Genomic DNA, 19202 nt, shown 5'->3' on the forward strand with positions numbered 1-19202 from the left:
TCTACGAAACAGGACAAAACCGCTGGTCAGTAGCCCTGAATCCGGCACCGCGGAGCACTGTGTCACGCTGTGCACAACCGGGGGACGTTCCCGTACGTCTACCTGGTGCAACCGCAATGTCGAGAGGAGTGGGTGTGGACAACCGGCCGCCGCGGCCAGGAGAGCCGGACGGGACTCCGAGGCGACCCTCCGCCACCCCGCGTCCCTCGGCGGGACAACCGCGCCGCCCGCAGGTGCCTCCGCGCGCGTCGGACCCGCCGCGCCGGCAGCCGGGCAAGGCCGATCCGCCCAGGCGGGAACCCCCGAAGCGCGACCCCCAGAAGAGGGAACCCCGGAAGGGGGAACCCCAGAAGAGGGAACCGCAGGGTCGTGACCCGCGTGGCCGGGAATCGCTCAAGCGTGACACCCAGAACCGGGCGGAACCGCCGCGCCGCGAGCCTCCCCGGCGCGTCCCGCCGAAGCGCGAGGCGGCGAGCCGGGCCGAACCGGCACGCGGCGGTGCGCGCGACACCCCGGCCCGGCCCCGTCCGCTGGCCGACCGCCCGACCGTCCGCACCACCCCCGCCGCCGAGGTGAAGCCGAAGCCGCCGGCGCCTCGTCCCCGCCCGAGGCCCGCCGCCGCACGCAGGCCGAGCGCCGCCCAGCGTGGCGCGTCGACCGGCGGCAAGATCTTCGTGAGCCTGCTGTCCGCGCTGGTCCTGGTGATCACCGGCGTCGCGTGGCAGAACCTCAACGCGCTGACCGACGGCCTCACCAAGCAGGACCTGTCCCTCGCCGACGAGGGCGAACGCCCTGCCGACGGCGCGATCGACATCATGCTGGTCGGCATGGACAGCCGCACCGACTCCAAGGGCAACCCGCTGCCGCAGGAGATCCTGAACGAGCTGCAGGCCGGTGGCACCGACGACGGCGGCTTCAACACCGACACGCTGATCCTCGTGCACATCCCGAACGACAGCGGCAAGGCGTACGCGGTGTCGTTCCCGCGCGACTCGTACGTGAAGATCGCGGGCGGCTTCGGCCGCCACAAGATCAACTCGGCCTACGGCTACGCCAAGGGCGAGGCGGCCGAGAAGCTCAAGAACAGCGGCAAGAGCGCGCAGGACGTCGAGATGGAGTCGCGCAAGGCGGGCGCGAACAACCTCATCCAGACCGTCCAGGACCTCACCGGCACGACCATCGACCACTACGCCGAGGTCAACCTCGTCGGGTTCTACGACATCACCAAGGCCATCGGCGGCATCGACGTCTGCCTGAACACCGCGGTCAAGGACAAGTTCTCCGGCGCGAACTTCGCGGCGGGCCCGCAGACCATCGAGGGCAAGGACGCGCTCGCGTTCGTCCGGCAGCGGCACGGCCTGCCGCTGGGCGACCTCGACCGCGTCGTGCGCCAGCAGGTCTTCATGGCGGGCCTGGCCAAGAAGATGCTGTCCGCGGGCGTGCTGGCCGACAACACCAAGCGCAACGACATGATCAAGGCCGTGAGCGGCGCGATCGTGCTCGACGACGGCTGGGACATCACCAAGTTCGCCCTGCAGATGAAGGACATGACGGGCGGCAACATGACGTTCCAGACCATCCCGACCGGCAACCCCGACCTGCAGACGCCCGAGGACGGCTCCGCGGTCGAGGTCGACGAGTCCGAGGTGCGCCGGTTCTTCAAGAACCTCGGCAAGACGCCGGCCACGTCCACCCCTCCCGACCCCACGTTCGACAACTCCACGGTGACCGTCGACGTCCGCAACGCCTCCGGCGCCCCCGGACTCGCGGCCGGGGTGCTGCAGTCGCTCGTCGGGAAGAAGTTCAAGGCGGGCCAGCCGGGCAACGCCGAGTCCATGCGGAAGTCGGTCGTCCGCTACGGCCTGGGCGGCGAGGCGGGCGCCAACGCGGTGCAGAACGCGCTCGGCGGGATGGAGATCGAGGAGGACCCCGACATCCCCAAGGGGACGGTCCGCGTGTTCCTCGGCGCCGACTACTCGGGACCGGGCGCGCAGGGCTTCACGGCCTCGAAACCGCTCAACCTGGACGGTGCCCGGCAGCAGCCCGCCGCCGACCCGGACGCCCCCAAACCGATCACCGCGGACGGCGTGCGCTGCGTGAACTAATACTCAGAGTAGAGAAGTATCGCCCATTCGGGGGAATCTCTCGGCAAGTTGCGTAAGCGACGAAGCACTGGCGCCTTCCATCTGCGTGAGACCCGCTCACGGGGTGGAGGGACCAGTGCACACGGCGACAGGCCAAATCGACACGGCGGCGTACCAGCGCGTGCTCGGTGATGAGATCCGCAGCCTTCGCAAGCAGCGCGGCTGGACCCGCAAGGAGCTCAACAAGCGGCTGCAGACCGAGATCTCGCTGCAGACGCTCGCGACCTACGAGCTGGGCACCCGGCAGTGCTCCGTCGTGCGCCTGGTGGAGATCTGCCACGCGCTCGACGTCCCGGCGCACGAGGTCCTCGCCCGCGTGCACGAACGCTTCTTCGGCGACGCCCCCGCCGGGCACCTGACGCTGAGCCTCGCCGCGGTCGCCGTCTCCGAGAACCCGCGGCTGCTGCCGCTCAAGCGCTGGGCCGCCGGACGGCTGCACGCGCTCGCGCCGGGCGCCTCGCCGGAGATCCACCTCGACCTGCCGGCGCTGGAGAACATGGCGCAGCTGTGCCAGCTGCCGACCGTGGAACTGATCAGGACCCTGCGCGCGCTGAGTCGCTAGTTGTACCGAACCCCGTTCACAGCAACGCAACGACCGCCGGGAAAGGACCGCACCCCGCCGCCGGTAGAGTCGCCGGGGTGAACGATTCCCCCGCCCGCCTCCCCCTGCGCACCGCGGCCGCCGTGAAGCTGGGCAACCTGAGCTCCACGCTGTCCCAGAAGATGGGTCTCGGCGCCGGCGGCATGATCGGCGGCCGGGTGGCGCTGAAGCTCGACCCCCAGGCGCTGAACAGGTTGACGCAGGGCCGCAGGGTCGCCGTCGTGACCGGGACGAACGGCAAGACCACCAGCACCATGATGCTGGCCAGGGCCGTCTCGGCGCTGGGCGAGGTCGCCACGAACCACAGCGGTGCGAACATGCCCGACGGCCACGTCACCGCGTTGTCGAAGCAGCCGGACGCGCCGTACGCGGTGCTGGAGTGCGACGAGGGCTACTTCCCCGCCGTCGCCGGTGCCAGCAACCCGGCGGTGGCCGTCGTGCTGAACCTGTCGCGCGACCAGCTCGACCGCGTCGGCGAGGTCCGCACCATCGAGCGGTCGCTGCGCGACACGATCGCGGGGCTGCGCGACTGCACGGTCATCGCCAACTGCGACGACGTGATGGTGACGAGCGCGGCCTGGAACGCGGCGAAGGTCGTCTGGGTCGCCACCGGCACCGGCTGGCACCACGACTCGGCGAGCTGTCCCCGCTGCGGCAACCCGATCGCCTGGCAGGGCGAGCACTGGCACTGCACCGGCTGCGACCTCGCGCGCCCGCACCCGAACTGGATCACCACCGACGAGGCGATGATCACGCCGGAGCACCAGAAGGTGGAGCTGCGGCTCACCCTGCCCGGCAAGTTCAACCAGGCCAACGCCGTCATGGCGGCGGCGGCGGCGCACGCCATGGGCGTCCCGACGGAGGAGGCGGTGCGCAGGCTGCGCGGCGTCTCGAACGTCAGCGGCCGCTACCGCACGATCCAGCGCAACGGCCGCAGCGCGCGCCTGCTGCTGAGCAAGAACCCGGCCGGCTGGAGCGAGACGCTCACGGTCGTCAAGGAGGCCGACCACCCGGCCGTCCTGGTGATCAACGCCCAGGAGGCCGACGGCCGCGACCTGAGCTGGTTGTGGGACGTCCCGTTCGAACGGATGCAGGGCCGCACGGTCATCGCGTCCGGCGAGCGCGCGACCGACCTCGCCGTCCGCCTGACCTACGCCGAGGTCCAGCACACGATCGTGCCGGACCCGCTGAAGGCCATCGACCAGATGCCGCAGGGCCCGGTCGAGGTCATCGCCAACTACACCGCGTTCCGCGACTTGAATGCCAGGGCTGCCGCTGATGAGTGAGTCGACTGTCCAGATCGCGCTCGTGCTGCCGGACCTCCTCGGCACGTACGGCGACTTCGGCAACGCCGTGGTGCTCGAGAAGCGCATGGCGTGGCGCGGGATCAAGGCCGAGATCGTGCCGATCAACTACGGCCAGCCGGTGCCGGACTCGTGCGACATCTACGTCGTGGGCGGCGGCGAGGACACCGCGCAGACGCTCGCGGTGAAGCACCTGCGCGAGCACCCCGGCCTGCAGCGGGCCGTCACGAAGAACGCCGTGGTGCTGGGTGTGTGCGCCGGCATCCAGATCTTCGGCGAGAGCTTCACCCGTGCCGACAACGTCACGCACCCCGGCATGGGCCTGATCGACTCGACGTCGCACGCGGGTGGCAGCCGGGCGATCGGCGAGGTCATCGCCGAGCCGGCCGGCGGGCTGTTCGCCGGGCCGCTGACGGGCTTCGAGAACCACCAGGGCCGCACGGTACTGGGGCCGTCCGCCCGGCCGCTCGCGCACGTCAAGGTCGGCACGGGCAACGACGGCAGCGTCGAGGGCGCGGTGCAGGGCCGGATCGTCTGCACCTACCTGCACGGCCCGGTGCTGCCGCGCAACCCGGCGCTCGCGGACCTGCTGATCGAGTGGGCCACGGGCACGAAACTCGCCCCGCTCGACCTCCCCGCCGTCACCGCGATGCGTGCGGAACGGGTTCGGGCCGCTTCATGACCCTGGCGGAGACGCCGGGCCAGATCACGGTCATCACGTAGTCGGTCGCGAGCGCGGGTCCCACCGAGGGCCTGCGCTCGCACCACACGGCGAGCCGTTCACACGCCCCGACGACGATCTCCGCGAACGCCTCGGCCTCCAGCGGGTCGATCTCCGGGGCGAACGACACCAGCACGGACCCGATCATGTCCGTCTGCTGCTGCCGGATCCCCTCGACCTCCTCCTGCGCCGACGGCACCGCGATCGCCGCCTCCTGCCGCAGCAGCGCCCAGGACCTCTGGTGGTCGACGATGAACTCGAAGAACGCCATGAGCCCGCGCCGCAGGAACTCCTCTGGCCCCGCCGCGCCCGCGATGGCCGCCGCCGTCTTCTCGCGCAGCTCGGTGCGCGCGCGGTGGATGCAGCCGATGAGCAGGCCCTCCTTGGAGCCGAAGTACTCGTAGAGCATCGGCTTCGAGACGCCGACGCGGTCGGCGATCTCGTCCATCGACGTGGCCAGATATCCCTGCTCGGCGAAGATCTCCTCCGCGACGGTGATCATCTGCGCCATGCGCTGGGCCTTGGGCATGCGGCGGCGCGGTGCGGTCACGAACGGAGTCTACCGCTCGTAACTTACTTCGAGTAACCTACTGCGAAGTAGGCATCGCGAGCGGAGGGACTCCCCATGCACCGTGAGACGAAAGTGCTCGTCATCGGCACCGGCTTCTCCGGCCTGGGGATGGCCGTCGAGCTGAGGCGGCGCGGCGAGCACGACTTCGTGGTGCTGGAGAAGGCCGACGACATCGGCGGCACGTGGCGCGACAACTCCTACCCCGGCTGCGCCTGCGACGTGCCGTCGCACATGTACTCGTTCTCGTTCGAGCTGAACCCGAAGTGGTCGCGGATGTTCGCGCGGCAGGGCGAGATCTTCGAGTACCTCCGGCACGTCGCCGACAAGTACCGGCTGCGCCCGCACATCCGGTTCGGCACGAAGGTCTCCGGCGCCCGGTGGGACGACGAGGCGAAGCGCTGGAACGTCACGACCGAACAGGGCGACACCTACACCGCACAGGCGCTCGTGGCAGGCGTGGGCGCATTGCACATCCCGAACATCCCCGAGCTGCCCGGCATCGAGAACTTCACCGGCAAGACGTTCCACAGTGCCCAGTGGGACCACGACCACGACCTGACCGGGAAACGCGTCGCCGTCGTCGGCACCGGCGCGTCCGCGATCCAGTTCGTGCCGCAGATCGCGGGGAAGGTGGGGTCGCTCAAGCTCTTCCAGCGCACGCCTCCGTGGGTCATGCCGAAGGCGGACCGGGCGATCACCGACTGGGAGCGGAGGCTGTTCCGCACCCTGCCGTTCACGCAGCGGCTCTACCGCGACTTCGTCTACTGGACGCGCGAGTCGTCGGTGCTGGGCTTCGCGGTGAACCCGAAGATCATGCGGTTCGCGCAGGGGGTCGCGGTGCGGCACCTGAAGAAGCAGGTGCCGGACCCCGAGCTGCGCCGCAAGCTCAAGCCCGACTACACGATGGGCTGCAAGCGGGTGCTGATCTCCAACGACTACTACCCCGCGCTCGGCCGCCCGAACGTCGACGTGGTGACGGACAAGATCTCCGAGGTGCGCGAGCGGTCCATCGTGGACAGTGCGGGCGTCGAGCACGAGGTCGACGTCATCATCTACGGCACCGGCTTCCACGTCGTCGACTCGTTCGACTACCTGGACATCCAGGGCAGGAACGGCGTCGACCTCGCGAAGCAGTGGCGTGAACAGGGGATCGAGACCTACTACGGCATCACGGTCTCGGGCTTCCCCAACCTGTTCTTCCTGCTGGGCCCCAACACCGGCCTCGGCCACAACTCGGTCGTGTTCATGATCGAGTCGCAGATCCGGTACGTGGCGCAGTGCCTGCGGCTGCTGGACCGCCACCGCGCGGCGGAGATCGACGTGCGGCCGGAGGCCCAGCGGGCGTTCAACGCCGAACTGCACCGCAAGCTCACCAAGGGCGTGTGGACCCAGGGCGGCTGCAAGAGCTGGTACCTCGACGCGCAGGGCGTGAACCGCACCGTGTGGCCGGGTTTCACCTGGCGGTACTGGATGCGGACCAAGCGCGTGCGCGCCGAGGACTACGTGCTCACCGCGGCCGTCAGGGCTTCACGACGACCTTGAGGGCGGTCCGCTCGTCCATCGCCTGGTAGCCCTGCGCGATGTCGTCGAGCGAGACCGTCCGGTCGAAGACGGGGCCGGGGTCGATGCGTCCGGCGAGCACGTCCGCGAGCAGCTCCGGCAGGTACGCCCGCGCGGGCGCGACGCCGCCGCCGATGTTGATGTTGCGGCCGAACAGCTTGCCCAGCGGCAGGCCCGGCATCTCGTGCGGCACGCCGACGTAGCCGATCCGGCCGCCGTCGCGGACGATGCCCATCGCGGTCTCCCACGACTGCTCGGTGCCGACGCACTCCAGCACGGCCGCCGCGCCGAGTCCCCCGGTCAGCTCCCTGACGCGCTCGACGGCGGCCTCACCGCGTTCGGCGACCTGGTCCGTGGCCCCGAAGAGCTGCGCGACCTTCGCCCTGTCCTCGTGCCGTCCCAGCGCGATGATCCGCTCGGCGCCCAGCCGCTTGGCGGCCAGCACGCCGCACAGGCCCACCGCGCCGTCACCGACGACCGCGACCGTGCTGCCCGGCTGCACCCCGGCGCCGACCGCCGCGTGGTGGCCGGTGCCCATGACGTCGGACAGGCTCAGGAACGCGGGCAGCAGCTCGGCCGGCGCGTCCGCGGGCACCCTGACGAGCGTGCCGTCGGCCTGCGGCACGCGCACCGCCTCGCCCTGGCCACCGTCGCTGCCCTTGGTGCCCCAGAAGCCGCCGTTGAGGCAAGACGTCTGCAACCCGGCCTGGCAGTACGCGCAGCTGCCGTCGCTCCACACGAACGGCGCGATCACCCGGTCGCCCACCCGCACGGACCGCACCTCGCCGCCGACCTCCTCGACGATGCCGAGGAACTCGTGCCCGATCCGCTGTCCCGCCGCGCGCTTGGCCACGCCCCGGTACGCCCACAGGTCGCTGCCGCAGATGCACGCCAGCTCGACCCTCACCACGACGTCCGTGGGCTCCACGACGGCCGCGTCCGGCACCTCCTCCACGCGGACGTCACGGGTGCCGTGAATCGTCGTAGCCCGCACCGGCTACCTCCTCATGCCTCGATGACCGAACCTGTGCATCGTGCTCCTGCGACGCCGGTCGCGCCGAACCGGAACGCTGTGGAGTTGGTTACCCCGCCCGCCTACGATCGCGAACGTGCTGATCAACACCGATGGTCTCGTCCGTGCGCGCGGCATCCGCTACGCGAGCGCCTCCCGCTTCGAGAAGCCGGAGCCGGTCGCGTGGGACGGCGTGCGCGACGCGTCCCGGCGCGGCCCCGCCTGCCCGCAGCCGCCGTCGACGCTCGCGGCGCTCGTCGGCGGCACCGTCGACGGCATGACGTTCGACGAGCACTGCCAGGTGCTGTCGGTGACCGCGCCCGCCGGGGCGTCCGGGCTGCCGGTGATGGTCTGGTTCCACGGCGGCGCCTACGTGACGGGCAGCGGCGAGGCGGTGAAGTACGACGCGTCGCTGCTGGCCGCGGAGGGCGTCGTGGTGGTGAGCGTCAGCTACCGGCTCGGCGTCTTCGGGTACCTGCGCGACAACCTCGGGCTGCTCGACCAGCTCACCGCGCTGCGGTGGGTGCGGGACAACATCGCCGAGTTCGGCGGCGACCCGTCGAACGTGACGGCGTTCGGGCAGTCCGCCGGTGCCGACGCCGTGTACGCGTTGCTGCTCACCGACACCGAGGGCCTGTTCCACCGGGCGATCCTGCAAAGCGCGCCGCTGGGCACCCGAGGCGCCGACCGGCCCGCGCTGGCGGAGGCGTTGCGCGAGGCCATCCCGGTGGACGCCGAGACTCCCGTGGCGGACGTGCTGGCCCTGCAGCAGGCCGCCGTCGCCGAGGTGGGGCCGCGGTTCGCGCCGTCCGGCGGCATGCCGTTCGCCCCGGAGCTGGACGCGACCGGCCTCGCCTCGGTGGCGCCGCGGGTGGAGCTGCTGGTCGGGCACACCGCCGACGACGGCAGCCCGTACTCGCCGGACCCCGAGTACTGGCAGGCCGTGACGGAGCTGGTCTTCGCGGGCCCGTCACGTCAGCTGGCGCAGGACTGGACGGCGGCGGGCGGACAGGCCGCCACCTACGTCTTCCGCTGGGCGGCCGCCGGAGCCCCCAAAGGGTCGTGCCACTGCATGGAGCTGCCGTTCCTGTTCGACCCGGACGGCTGGGTGGGCGCGGGCATGCTGGCGGGCGAGGAACCCGACCAGGACCTGGCGAAGACCATGCGCAGCACGTGGGCGGGTTTCGCGCGAAACGGGATGGACGCGCTGCCGTCGCGTTCGCTTGAGTTCGGCGGATGACCGACCGCGAGCGCCTGCGCACGACCTTCGGCGAGGACGCGGCCCGCTACCACCGGGCCCGTCCCACCTACCCGCCCGAGCTGTTCACCCGGCTGACCGGCCCGCGCATCCTGGAGATCGGCCCCGGCACCGGCCAAGCCACGCTGCCGCTCACGGCTCTCGGCGACGTGACGGCGGTCGAGCTGAGCCCCGCGATGGCCGCACTGGCCCGCACGCACGCCCCGGCCGCGCACGTGGTCGTGGCGGACTTCGACGTCTGGCCGCTGCCACCGGACCCGTTCGACCTCGTCGTGTCCGCGACGGCGTTCCACTGGCTCGACCCGGCCACCCGCATGGCCAGGTGCGCCGCGGCGCTGCGGCCGGGCGGCTCGCTGGCGGTGATCTCCACGCACCACGTCGCCGGTGGGACCGGGCGGTTCTTCGCCGAGGTGCAGGAGGTCTACGAGCGCTGGGACCCGGACACCCCGCCCGGCCTGCGGCTCTCCCCGGCCGAGGAGATCCCCCGCGAGCTCGACGAGAGCGACCTCTTCGAGGAGCCGGAGTTCCACCGCTACGAGTGGGAGCTGGCCTACGACACGGCGGCGTACGTCGACCTGATCAACACGTACTCCAACCACATCGCGCTGCCCGACCGCGACCGGCTGGTCGCCGGCGTCGCCGAGCTGATCGACACCCGGTTCGGTGGCAGGATCGTCAAGCGCTACCTGACCCAGCTCGCCCTGGCCCGCCGGTGTGAGCTGCGCGACACCCCCAACTGAGACGCTCTCCGCCCGCGAAAAGCGTTTCACCGCCGGTCTTCCGTCACGTCGTCGCAGGTCGCGCACCGCCGTGCCGGGCCAGACCTCACCAACCGCAACACGAAGCGACAACCGGGTGCTCCTCGCCCTACGGGGCGGGTATCACGCCTAGGATGTTCCGCCAAAGGGGCGGGGAGACACGCGAAGCCGTGCCCTGGCACGAGGAGGTGGCATGGCCGTGTCGACGACGGCGTACAACGAGGGCAGGACCCCCCAGCGGGGCCGCCCTCGCGACGCCAGCAGGGACGACGCATTACGTCAGGCAGCGCTCGAGGTGATGGCCGAGGTCGGGTACCGCGCGCTCACCATGGACGCCGTGGCGGCCCGCGCGAGGGCGGGCAAGGCGACGATCTACCGGCGGTGGGAGTCGAAGCTCGACCTGGTGATCGACACCTGCACCCAGCTCGCGACGCAGAACCTGGCGGCGCCGGACACCGGCTCGCTGGCGGGCGACCTGCGCGAGTTCCTGTCGTCGTTCGCCGCGTTCCTCTCCGGACCGATCGGCAAGGCGGCCCAGGCGCTGGTGGGCGAGCTGCCCCACGAGCCCGAGCTGGCGGCGGCGTTCCGGGAGACGTTCCTGATCTCGCAGCGCGACGTGCTGCGCGGCATCCTCGACCGGGCCGCCGAACGGGGAGAGCTGAGGGCCGACGCCCCGCGCGGCATGGCCGTCGAGATCGCGGGCGCCGCCCTCATCTACCGGCTGATGCTGACCGGGGACCCGCTCGACGAGCCGTTCGTGGAGAAGGTCGTCGAGCAGGTGCTCCTGCCGTTGGTGCACGCGTAGGGACCGGCGCGGAACCCGCGCCGGTCTAGCGGAACAGCTTGCGGACCAACGCGAAGCCGACCACGGCACCGACCGCGATCAGCGTGTACTTGACCTTGGGCTGGCTCAGCACGTCGAGCACGGACGCCTTGCCCTGCTCGACGAGCTTCTGCGGGTTGGCGCGCTCGCTGAGCTCGTCCAGGGTGGCGGCCAGCGCGGCGCGAGCCTGTTCGATCTCGCGCTGGATGGTGTCGGGGTCGCGAGCCACATGTCCTCCTAGCAGCGGTTCTGCCGCCAACCGTAGTGGACGGCACGCGCCGGGGCTTCGCGCGACCCGGGAGAGCGTGCACACGGGGGGCCGATAGGCTTTCCGTGAGGGGTCGTAGCCCAATTGGCAGAGGCACTGGGTTTAGGTCCCAGCCAGTGGGGGTTCGAGTCCCCCCGACCTCACGACAGGGCTCTGGTCCGCGTCAGAGCGAAGACCGTCGACCGGCGTCCCGACGGGCGTGGGGCGAGTTCGGGGCACCGCTCCGGAACTGCCCCACGTCTGCCCCCGCTTCCGCGTCGCGCCCCCGCAGCCGGCGCCACGCTCCCGGCCCAGGTCCCTTGTGGCCGATCAGCACGCCCGTTCCACCGATCCGGCCGCGTCCTCCGAGGACTGCGCCAGGACCACCCCTTTTACGGTTTCCCGCATCCAAGAGGTGGGGAACACCCCACCCGAACATCAGGGAAAACCCCACTGTGCCCGCCCATCCCCGTCCGTAGCGTCGACCCCATGAACTTGGCCGACTGGGTCACCGACCTGATGGAGACGGCCGGAGCCCCGGGAGCGGCCCTGGCCATCGCACTCGAGAACCTGTTCCCGCCCCTGCCCAGCGAGGTCTTCCTGCCCCTGGCCGGCTTCACCGCGGGCCAGGGCAAGATGTCGCTGCTCGACGCCATCCTCTGGACCACAGCCGGTTCGGTGGCGGGCGCCCTGCTCCTCTACTGGGCGGGCGCGCTCCTGGGCCGGGACCGCGTCCGCCGCCTGGCCGGACGCGTACCGCTGGTCCGAGTGTCCGATGTGGACAAGACGGAGGCGTGGTTCCTGCGCAACGGCTACCGCGCGGTCTTCTTCGGCCGCATGGTCCCGGTGTTCCGCAGCCTCGTCTCGATCCCGGCCGGCGTGGAACGCATGCGATTAGCCCCGTTCATCGCCTACACGGCAGCGGGCAGCCTGCTGTGGAACACAGCGCTGATCCTCGCGGGCTACCTGCTGGGCGACAACTGGCACCTGGTCGAGCAGTACGTCGGCCTGGCGTCGACCACCGTCCTGGTGCTGGCCGCGGTGACAGCGGTCATCTTCGTGGCGGTCCGCCTCTCGAAGAGACGCACCACCTCACGCCTGTGAGCCCTCGCCTCACCCGGCCGCGGCCAAGCTCCCGATCTCCAAGTACCCCACCAACTCCCGCACAGCGCTCCGCCCGGCCCGGTTGGCACCGATCGTGCTGGCCGACGGCCCGTACCCCACCAGGTGGATCCGCGGATCGGCCACGACCCGCGTGCCGTCCACCTGGATCCCGCCGCCAGGTCCGCGCAACCGCAGCGGTGCCAGGTGGTCGAGGTCGTGCCGGAACCCGGTGGCCCACAGGATGACGTCGGCGTCGAACCGCTCGGGCTCACCCGTGCCGCTCGCGCCGGAGTCCCACTCCACGCCGGAGGGCGTGATGCGGGAGAAGATCGGCCGGCGCCGGAGCACGCCGGACTCGATCGCCGCGCGGGTCTCCTCGGTCAGGGCCAGGCCGGTCACGCTGACAACGCTGCGCGGGATCAGGCCCGCACGAACCCGTTCCTCGACCAAACCGACGACCCAGCGGCCGTAGTCCTCGGTGAACGGGCCTTCCCGCCACACCGGTTCGTGACGCGTGACCCAGCGCGTCTCCGCAGCGAAAGGAGCCAGTTCCATGAGCAACTGTGTAGCCGACGCGCCACCGCCCACGACCACGACGCGCTTACCGGCGAACGCTTCGGGGCCCTGGTAGTCGGCGGTGTGCAGCTGGCGGCCCTGGAACGTCTCCTGGCCGGGGTAGTGCGGCCAGAACGGGCGGCGCCAGGTGCCGGTGGCGTTGATCAGGCCGCGGGCGGTCCAGACACCGGCGGAGATCTCGACCTTCAGCAGGGGACCGTCGTCGCGAACCCGGGTGACGTTCACCGGGCGCACGACCGGCAGGTCGTGCAGCGCCTCGTAGCGCGCGAAGTAGGACGGGATCGCCTCGTTGGCGCGTTCGTCGGGGGCGGGCTGCTCGAACGGCATGCCGGGCAGCTCGTGGATGCCGTGCACGGTGCGCATGCGCAGGCTCGGCCAGCGGTGCAGCCACGCGCCGCCGGGCGCGTCGTTCGCGTCCAGCACGACGTGGTCCACGCCGCGACGCCGCAAGAAGTAGGAGGCGGACAGGCCCGCCTGTCCCGCGCCGATCACCACCACGTCCGTCACACCCACGTCCGTCACGTCCAGTTCAACGGAAAGGAGGTAGTGGTCCTTCTCGTGATGTGAGCCACGGCTCATCACCGTTAAGTTCCGGAACGTGCACCTTCCGCTCACGACGGCACTGCTGGTCACAACGGCACTGCTGGCGGCACCGGCCCCGGCGGCAGCCGCCCCGGCCGAGCCCCGGTCCGTGTCCGAGGCCCAGTCCGTGCCCGTGTCCGAAACCCAGTCCGTGTCCAGGACGACGGCGTCCTATGCCATCTACGACCGGTTCGCGCGCAAGGTGACCGGGCGGGACGTCCACAAGCGGATCCGGTCGGCCTCGCTCGTGAAGATCCTGATCGCGATCGAGCAGCTGGAGACGCGGGGTGACGATCCGCGCATCGAGCCGATGCTGCGGGTCAGCGACGACTACTCCGCGAGCGAGCTGTGGGTCGAGAACGGGTGGGAGCAGGTCGTGGTGCGCACGGCCCGGCGGCTCGGGCTGCGGGACACGCGGCCGCCGGAGAACCGCGGCATGTGGGGCTACACGGCGGTGAGCGCCCACGACGTCGTGCAGACCTACCGGTACCTGCTGGAGCGGGCGGCGCCGAAGGTCCGGCACACGGTCATGGGGCACCTGCACCGGGCGGAGCGGTGCGCGTCGGACGGGTTCGACCAGTCGTTCGGGCTGCCGTCCGTCACGTGGCGGCCCGCGTTCAAGCAGGGCTGGTCCGGGTTCGGCGACCCGGTCAGGCCGTGCGTGGACCGGCCTCGGCCGCGTGTGCGGTGGGAGCTCGACACGACGTCGCCTGCCCTGCACACGTCCGGGACGTGCGGGTTCAGCGTCGTCGCGGTGTTGACGCTGCACCCGGAGGGCACCAGCTACGAGACGGCGGCGAAACGAGTTACGCGGCTCACGGAAGAAGTCACGAAGTATCGGTGTTGATCGATGCATGAGTCGCCTGAGTGATATCCCGCTGTCCGTTCTCGACCTCGCCCCGATCACGTCGGGGTCGGATGCGACGACCGCGTTGCGGAACTCGCGGGAGCTCGCTCAGCAGGCCGAACGCCTCGGTTACCACCGGTACTGGTTCGCCGAGCACCACAACATGCCGGGCATCGCGTCCTCCGCGCCCGCCGTGCTGATCGGGCACATCGCGGACGCCACGTCGACGATCCGCGTCGGGTCCGGCGGTGTGATGCTGCCCAACCACGCGCCGCTGGTGGTCGCGGAGCAGTTCGGCATGCTCGAAGCGCTGCACCCCGGACGCATCGACCTCGGCATCGGCCGCGCGCCGGGCACGGACCAGAAGACCGCGCGGGCGTTGCGGCGCACGGAGGCCGGGCTGTCCGCGGAGAACTTCCCGCAGGAGCTCACCGACCTGATCAAGTACTTCGAGGGCACCGCCGACCTCAACGCCGTCCCGGCCGCGGGCAACAAGCCGCCGATCTGGCTGCTGGGCTCGTCCGGCTACAGCGCGCAGGCCGCGGGTCTGCTGGGGCTGCCGTTCGCGTTCGCCCACCACTTCAGCGCGCAGAACACGCTGCCCGCGCTGGAGCTGTACCGGCGGAACTTCCGCCCGTCCGAGGTGCTCTCCGAGCCCTACGCGATGGTCTGCGCCTCGGTGATCGTGGCGGACACCGACGAGCACGCGCGCTGGATCGCTGGTCCGGGAGCGCTCTCATTCGTGCGGTTGCGCCAGGGCCGCCCCGGGCCGCTGGAGACGCCGCAGGAGGCGGCGGACTACCCGTACACCGAGATCGACGAGCTCGTGATCGAGGACCGGATGAGCAGCCAGATCATCGGGTCGCCCTCGACGGTCCGCGCCGGGCTCGGCGAGCTGCTGGAGTCGACGGCGGCCGACGAGCTCATGGTGACGACGATCGTGCACGGCCATGATGACCGTCTGCGATCGTTCGAGCTGCTGAGCGAGATCGCCGAACGGACGCCCTCCCTGGGCCGTTCAGCCGCACATACATGAGTCGCCCAGGCGTGAGCTTCACGTTTTGTACGATACCCACTGCTCTGAACGGGTGATTATCGGCTCCGCTTGTAGCGCCAGACACACAGTGGGCGATGATCGGTATGAGCGCGCACGCCCCCCGACGCGCTCCCTAGCTTCACCAGGCGGCTGATGCCGCCGGATGGCGTGGGGCAGGCGTCCATGTGGCGCCGCCCACGCCGCCCATCACGAGTCGGCCACGGCCCGGCACCAGGTCCGCTTCAAGGGCCACTTTCGTTCGCAACTACCCCTGCGGCACCGTCACAGTTGACGTGAGTCGCACACACCCACCGCCGGGGTGGGAAAGGGGAGTTCGTGAAGTTCGCCAAAACGGCCGCGGGCCTGTGCCTGCTGTTGGCCGTGGCGGGATGTGCGGGCCCCAGTGTCGCCGACGCCCCGAAGGACGACCTCACCGTCGAACAACGCGCCGAGACGCCCAGCGCGTCCAACGTCGCCCCGTTCGGCACGCAGCGCGTGTGGGCCTCGGGGTTGTCGGTGGTCGTGTCCGCCCCTCGTTCGCTGACACCGTCCGAGACGGCGATCCCTCCGGCCGGGCGCACAGCGGTCTTCACGATCACCATCTACAACGGCTCGAAGACCCCTTACCGCACGTCCCAGCTGTCCGTGCGCGCGACGGCCGACGACTCCCCCGCCGCCGAACTGGTGGACTCCGTGCAGGGCCTCGACGGCCTCGACGCGGCCGTGGCGGAGGTCCCGGCGGGCCGCGACACGCAGATCCAGCTGGCCTTCGCGGTGCCGCAGCAGCCCGTGCGGATACGGCTCACGATCCAGCCGGGCGGCCAGGGGCAGGACGCGCCCACCGTCTACGAGGGCAAGGCGTAGCTAGGCGGCAGCCGGGCTCGCCGTCCGGCGAGCCGACTCGCGGCACCTGCGGCGACTCACGACACCAGCCGCGCGGTTCACGCACCAGCGGCGGGCGCCTGCCGAGCGTCGCCGGCGGCGCGTGACGCACCACTAGTCTTCCGGGCATGACCCGTCGTCTCGAACCCGGAGACACCGCGCCCGCGTTCACGCTGCCCGACAGCGAGGGCAAGCCGGTGTCCCTGTCCGACTACCTCGGCAAGTCCGTCGTCGTGTACTTCTACCCGGCCGCGAGCACGCCGGGCTGCACGAAGCAGGCTTGCGACTTCCGCGACAACCTCGGCGTTCTCGCCGACTCGGGCTACGAGGTCGTCGGCATCTCGCCCGACAAGCAGGAGAAGCTGGCGAAGTTCCGCGACGCCGAGGGCCTCACCTTCCCGCTGCTCGGCGACCAGGAGAAGAAGGTCCTCACGGAGTGGGGCGCGTTCGGCGAGAAGCAGAACTACGGCCGCACGGTCCAGGGCGTCATCCGCTCGACGTTCCTCGTCGGCCCGGACGGCAAGATCGTCAAGGCGATGTACAACGTCCGCGCCACCGGTCACGTGGCGAAGCTCCTGCGCGAACTGCCCGCCTGAGTCGCCCGTTCGCGGAAACTTTCGCGTGAAAACAGGGGTCGTCGCCGCAGAAGTTGCGGCGGCGACCCCTTCTTCGGGTATGGTCGGGACAGGGCGTGCACAAAGCCGCCCCTTGTTCCGGTGAGGGTGATACACCGTGTGTCGCGTGACGACACCTCGCGGTCCCGACATCCCGTCTGATTTCGTCTTGCGCGTCCACTTCCCCACGCGAGGCGGCTGACCAGGGCTTTCTGCCCTGTCGTCCGTTCGTCGTCGAACACGCATGCGTACCGCTGCGTGCATTTCGTGCTGGGAAAAAATCAATGTTGAAGTGGATTTTGCTGACCGTCGCCGTGGGCGCGGAGGTTTTCGCGACCCTTTGTCTGAAGTACTCCGAGGGCTTCACGAAACCGTGGCCCGTGGTGGGGCTGGCGGCCGGTTTCCTCACGGCTCTCTACCTCGAGTCGCAGGTGATCCGGATGGGCCTGCCGGTCGCGATCACCTATGCGATCTGGGCGGGCGCGGGCATCGCGCTGGTCGCCATCACGAGCCGCGTGCTGTTCGCCGACCCGCTGAACCTCGCGATGCTGGCCGGCATGGCCCTCATCGCGGCCGGCGTGTGCGTGGTGTCGGTCGCGTCCCACGCCCACGCGGCGGCGTGACCGCACGCCGAGGTGTGGTTTCCCCGGTTGGCGCGGGTCACCCGGCGCCCTGCCAGCTCGCTTCCTCGCCCGGTTCGGGCAGCACGTGTCCGGCCTCGACGGCCGAGCGGGCCGGGCTGTCCTGGATCACCACGAGGACCCGGTCCCGCGGCACCCCGGAGATCCGGGATGCCGCGGCGGACACCGCCAGCGCCAGACGTGTCGTCTCCCGCTGGGGGTGGCCGCGCCGGGCCCAGCCCGTGATGAGCAGCGGTGCGCCGGGCTCTCCTCCCACGTAGACGTCCTCGCGCGGCAGCTCGGAGAAGACGACGTTCACATAGCCGGGCGGCACGTGGTTGATCTCGGAGTGGACGCGGGTGATCTCCCCGGCCAGGCTCCGCTTGACCGCCGGGGTGAGGGTGCCGGCCGCGGTCGTGCAGGTGTAGACGGGCACGGCTCAGCTCGCCAGGGTCTTGAGGTCGGTGACGGTGTAGGCGAGGTCGAAGTGCAGGCCCGCGCCGACGCGCCGCACCGGCAGGTCGGCCAGCTCCTCGCTGCGGGCGGGCAGAAACGCGAGCTCGGCGGTGCCCGCCCAGGCGTCGGCGACGGCGGGGTCGTCCATGACCGACATGACGAGCTCGTGGACGGCGGGCTTGTCGTGCGTCCCTGCGGCGAGGCTCGGGAAGTGGCGGAGGTTGACCACGGGCCTGCTCATCAGGGCGGCCGGGTCCTCGACGCGCTGGGCGAGGGTGATCGACGCCTCGGCGATGCGCTGGCCCGACGACGACGCGGTGGCGGCGAACCTGCCGCCCGCGCCGAGCACGGGTGTGCCGGGGCCGCCGGCCGCGTAGGCGCGGGTCTGGTGGACGGCGCCGAGCTTCTTCGGGAAGCCCTGCACCCAGCCGCGGGCCATCGCCGAGTCGTTGTCGACGTAGATGTACGGGCACCAGGCGACCGGCGTCTCGCCGTGCAGGGCGTCGAGCGTCACGAAGAACTCGCGGTACTGCGAGCGCGCGGGGTCGAGGTACTCCAAGCCGGTCGACGAGTACTGCCAGTCGATGAAGGTCGCCACGCCGCGTCCGGCCGAGGCCGGGTCGAGGGTCAGGCCCTCCGGCAGGGTCGCGGCGGCGGCCTCCGGGTCGGTGAAGAACTCGACGGCGATCGCGGTGCCCGCGTAGTGCCACGGCGGGACGGGCGCGAGGTTCGCGATGCCGCGGGGTGACAGGGGAACGGTGTAGCCCTTCATGACGGAGGTCCTTCCCTCGATCGAAACGATACGTTTCGTTTCGTTGTTGGGACCGACGCTAGCACCGCCTTGCCGCAGAACGCAACGAGACGTATCGTTTCGCTTTGTGACCTCCGCCTACTTCTCCGGCTCGTCCGAGGCCGGCCCGCGCTCCGCGGGCAAGATCCTCGGCGCTGCCAGGACCGTGCTGTCCCAGCAGGGCTATCCGGGCCTGACCATCGAGGCCGTCGCGGCCGAGGCGGGCGTCGGCAAGTCGACGATCTACCGCTGGTGGCCGAACAAGGAGGCGCTGATCGCCGACGCGCTCGCGCAGGTGTTCCGCGCCGACGAGATCCCCGACCTCGGCGACACGCACGCCGAGCTGCGCCAGGCCGTCGACATGACGATCAGCAACTACGACAACGACGAGATGGCGGCGTCACTGCCCGCCCTCGCCGTGGGGCTGCTGCCCAACCCGGACCTGATGGCCCGCTTCCGCGAGGTGTTCCTGCTGCGCAAGCGCGAGAACATCGCGGTCGCGCTGCGGCGTGCCGCCGACCGCGGCGACCTGCCGCACGACGTGGACACCGACCTCGTCCAGGACGTGTGGGCGGGCACGATCCTCTACCGCAGGCTCATGACCGGCGAGGTGCTCGACGAGCACCTCGCCGAGCACCTCGTGAAGATCGTGACCGCGAGCCCGGAGCAGTTCTCGCACAAGAGCTGCCCGTGACC

At 70.8% G+C, this 19202-nt stretch carries 21 protein-coding genes and 1 tRNA gene; 16 read left to right on the forward strand and 6 right to left on the reverse strand.

Features of this window, described 5'->3' with window-relative positions:
- Positions 1–134: 134 nt before the first annotated feature.
- The 4 genes from BLT23_RS15890 to BLT23_RS15905 all read left to right on the forward strand — a co-directional run bounded on the left by BLT23_RS15890 (position 135) and on the right by BLT23_RS15905 (position 4731).
- Complete coding sequence (locus tag BLT23_RS15890; RefSeq protein WP_245743982.1) at positions 135–2105, forward strand: LCP family protein; 1971 nt, start codon at positions 135–137, stop codon at positions 2103–2105.
- Positions 2106–2220: 115 nt separating this feature from the next.
- A complete protein-coding gene (locus BLT23_RS15895) occupies positions 2221–2706 on the forward strand; it encodes a helix-turn-helix domain-containing protein (RefSeq protein WP_245743983.1) in 486 nt (161 codons plus the stop codon).
- Between the two features lie 77 nt (positions 2707–2783).
- The gene (locus BLT23_RS15900; protein WP_245743984.1) at positions 2784–4031 is read left to right on the forward strand and encodes a MurT ligase domain-containing protein; all 1248 of its coding nucleotides are present in this window, start codon (positions 2784–2786) and stop codon (positions 4029–4031) included.
- The gene (locus BLT23_RS15905; protein WP_090049908.1) at positions 4024–4731 is read left to right on the forward strand and encodes a type 1 glutamine amidotransferase; all 708 of its coding nucleotides are present in this window, start codon (positions 4024–4026) and stop codon (positions 4729–4731) included. The genes BLT23_RS15900 and BLT23_RS15905 overlap by 8 nt, the downstream gene beginning before the upstream one ends.
- On the opposite strand, the gene BLT23_RS15910 is transcribed toward BLT23_RS15905, so the two are convergent.
- On the reverse strand, positions 4691–5281 hold the full coding sequence (locus BLT23_RS15910) for a TetR/AcrR family transcriptional regulator (RefSeq protein WP_090050397.1): 591 nt from the start codon (positions 5279–5281) through the stop codon (positions 4691–4693). The two genes, BLT23_RS15905 and BLT23_RS15910, sit on opposite strands and share 41 nt — an antisense overlap.
- A 114-nt stretch (positions 5282–5395) precedes the next feature.
- Here BLT23_RS15910 and BLT23_RS15915 point away from each other — a divergent pair, with 114 nt between their 5' ends.
- Positions 5396–6883, forward strand: a complete 1488-nt coding sequence (locus tag BLT23_RS15915; RefSeq protein WP_090049910.1) for a flavin-containing monooxygenase — start codon at positions 5396–5398, stop codon at positions 6881–6883.
- Here BLT23_RS15915 and BLT23_RS15920 read toward each other — a convergent pair.
- Positions 6861–7895, reverse strand: a complete 1035-nt coding sequence (locus BLT23_RS15920) for a zinc-dependent alcohol dehydrogenase family protein (protein ID WP_090049912.1) — start codon at positions 7893–7895, stop codon at positions 6861–6863. The genes BLT23_RS15915 and BLT23_RS15920 overlap by 23 nt on opposite strands.
- A 115-nt stretch (positions 7896–8010) precedes the next feature.
- Between BLT23_RS15920 and BLT23_RS15925 the strand changes: the two genes are divergently transcribed.
- From BLT23_RS15925 to BLT23_RS15935, 3 genes are all read left to right on the forward strand, one after another.
- A complete protein-coding gene (locus tag BLT23_RS15925; RefSeq protein ID WP_090049914.1) occupies positions 8011–9153 on the forward strand; it encodes a carboxylesterase family protein in 1143 nt (380 codons plus the stop codon).
- Entirely contained in the window at positions 9150–9911 is a 762-nt protein-coding gene (locus BLT23_RS15930; protein WP_090049916.1) for a class I SAM-dependent methyltransferase, read from the forward strand. The genes BLT23_RS15925 and BLT23_RS15930 overlap by 4 nt, the downstream gene beginning before the upstream one ends.
- A gap of 211 nt (positions 9912–10122) precedes the next feature.
- The gene (locus tag BLT23_RS15935) at positions 10123–10734 is read left to right on the forward strand and encodes a TetR/AcrR family transcriptional regulator (RefSeq protein ID WP_245743985.1); all 612 of its coding nucleotides are present in this window, start codon (positions 10123–10125) and stop codon (positions 10732–10734) included.
- A 25-nt stretch (positions 10735–10759) separates the two neighbouring features.
- On the opposite strand, the gene BLT23_RS15940 is transcribed toward BLT23_RS15935, so the two are convergent.
- Positions 10760–10981 carry a DUF3618 domain-containing protein gene (locus tag BLT23_RS15940; RefSeq protein ID WP_090049918.1) on the reverse strand — a complete coding sequence of 74 codons (222 nt, stop codon included), beginning with the start codon at positions 10979–10981 and terminating at the stop codon, positions 10760–10762.
- Between the two features lie 108 nt (positions 10982–11089).
- Here BLT23_RS15940 and BLT23_RS15945 point away from each other — a divergent pair.
- Both BLT23_RS15945 and BLT23_RS15950 read left to right on the forward strand, forming a co-directional pair.
- A tRNA-Leu gene (locus BLT23_RS15945) sits at positions 11090–11163 on the forward strand.
- A 325-nt stretch (positions 11164–11488) separates the two neighbouring features.
- Complete coding sequence (locus tag BLT23_RS15950; RefSeq protein ID WP_090049921.1) at positions 11489–12103, forward strand: DedA family protein; 615 nt, start codon at positions 11489–11491, stop codon at positions 12101–12103.
- Between the two features lie 9 nt (positions 12104–12112).
- Here the strand turns inward: BLT23_RS15950 and BLT23_RS15955 are convergent, their stop codons facing one another.
- A complete protein-coding gene (locus BLT23_RS15955) occupies positions 12113–13258 on the reverse strand; it encodes an FAD-dependent oxidoreductase (RefSeq protein WP_090049923.1) in 1146 nt (381 codons plus the stop codon).
- A gap of 19 nt (positions 13259–13277) precedes the next feature.
- Between BLT23_RS15955 and BLT23_RS15960 the strand changes: the two genes are divergently transcribed.
- The 5 genes from BLT23_RS15960 (at position 13278) to BLT23_RS15980 (ending at position 17263) form a co-directional block, all read left to right on the forward strand.
- Positions 13278–14108 carry a hypothetical protein gene (locus BLT23_RS15960; RefSeq protein ID WP_245743986.1) on the forward strand — a complete coding sequence of 277 codons (831 nt, stop codon included), beginning with the start codon at positions 13278–13280 and terminating at the stop codon, positions 14106–14108.
- A 7-nt stretch (positions 14109–14115) separates the two neighbouring features.
- A complete protein-coding gene (locus BLT23_RS15965; RefSeq protein WP_090049925.1) occupies positions 14116–15144 on the forward strand; it encodes an LLM class flavin-dependent oxidoreductase in 1029 nt (342 codons plus the stop codon).
- 336 nt (positions 15145–15480) lie between these two features.
- Positions 15481–16008 (forward strand): hypothetical protein, encoded by a 528-nt coding sequence (locus BLT23_RS15970; protein WP_090049927.1) that lies wholly within the window; start codon positions 15481–15483, stop codon positions 16006–16008.
- A gap of 146 nt (positions 16009–16154) precedes the next feature.
- Positions 16155–16622, forward strand: coding sequence for a thioredoxin-dependent thiol peroxidase (bcp, locus tag BLT23_RS15975; RefSeq protein ID WP_090049931.1), 468 nt, complete (start codon positions 16155–16157; stop codon positions 16620–16622).
- Between the two features lie 302 nt (positions 16623–16924).
- A complete protein-coding gene (locus BLT23_RS15980; protein WP_090049933.1) occupies positions 16925–17263 on the forward strand; it encodes a DMT family transporter in 339 nt (112 codons plus the stop codon).
- Positions 17264–17300: 37 nt separating this feature from the next.
- Here the strand turns inward: BLT23_RS15980 and BLT23_RS15985 are convergent, their stop codons facing one another.
- Positions 17301–17696 carry a tautomerase family protein gene (locus BLT23_RS15985; protein ID WP_090049935.1) on the reverse strand — a complete coding sequence of 132 codons (396 nt, stop codon included), beginning with the start codon at positions 17694–17696 and terminating at the stop codon, positions 17301–17303.
- A 3-nt stretch (positions 17697–17699) separates the two neighbouring features.
- Positions 17700–18488 carry an acetoacetate decarboxylase family protein gene (locus tag BLT23_RS15990; protein WP_090049937.1) on the reverse strand — a complete coding sequence of 263 codons (789 nt, stop codon included), beginning with the start codon at positions 18486–18488 and terminating at the stop codon, positions 17700–17702.
- Positions 18489–18594: 106 nt separating this feature from the next.
- Here BLT23_RS15990 and BLT23_RS15995 point away from each other — a divergent pair, with 106 nt between their 5' ends.
- Positions 18595–19200 carry a TetR/AcrR family transcriptional regulator gene (locus BLT23_RS15995; RefSeq protein ID WP_218133767.1) on the forward strand — a complete coding sequence of 202 codons (606 nt, stop codon included), beginning with the start codon at positions 18595–18597 and terminating at the stop codon, positions 19198–19200.
- Positions 19201–19202 lie beyond the last annotated feature (2 nt).

Source organism: Lentzea fradiae (assembly GCF_900100955.1).
In the GTDB taxonomy this organism is placed as follows: Bacteria; Actinomycetota; Actinomycetes; order Mycobacteriales; family Pseudonocardiaceae; genus Lentzea; species Lentzea fradiae.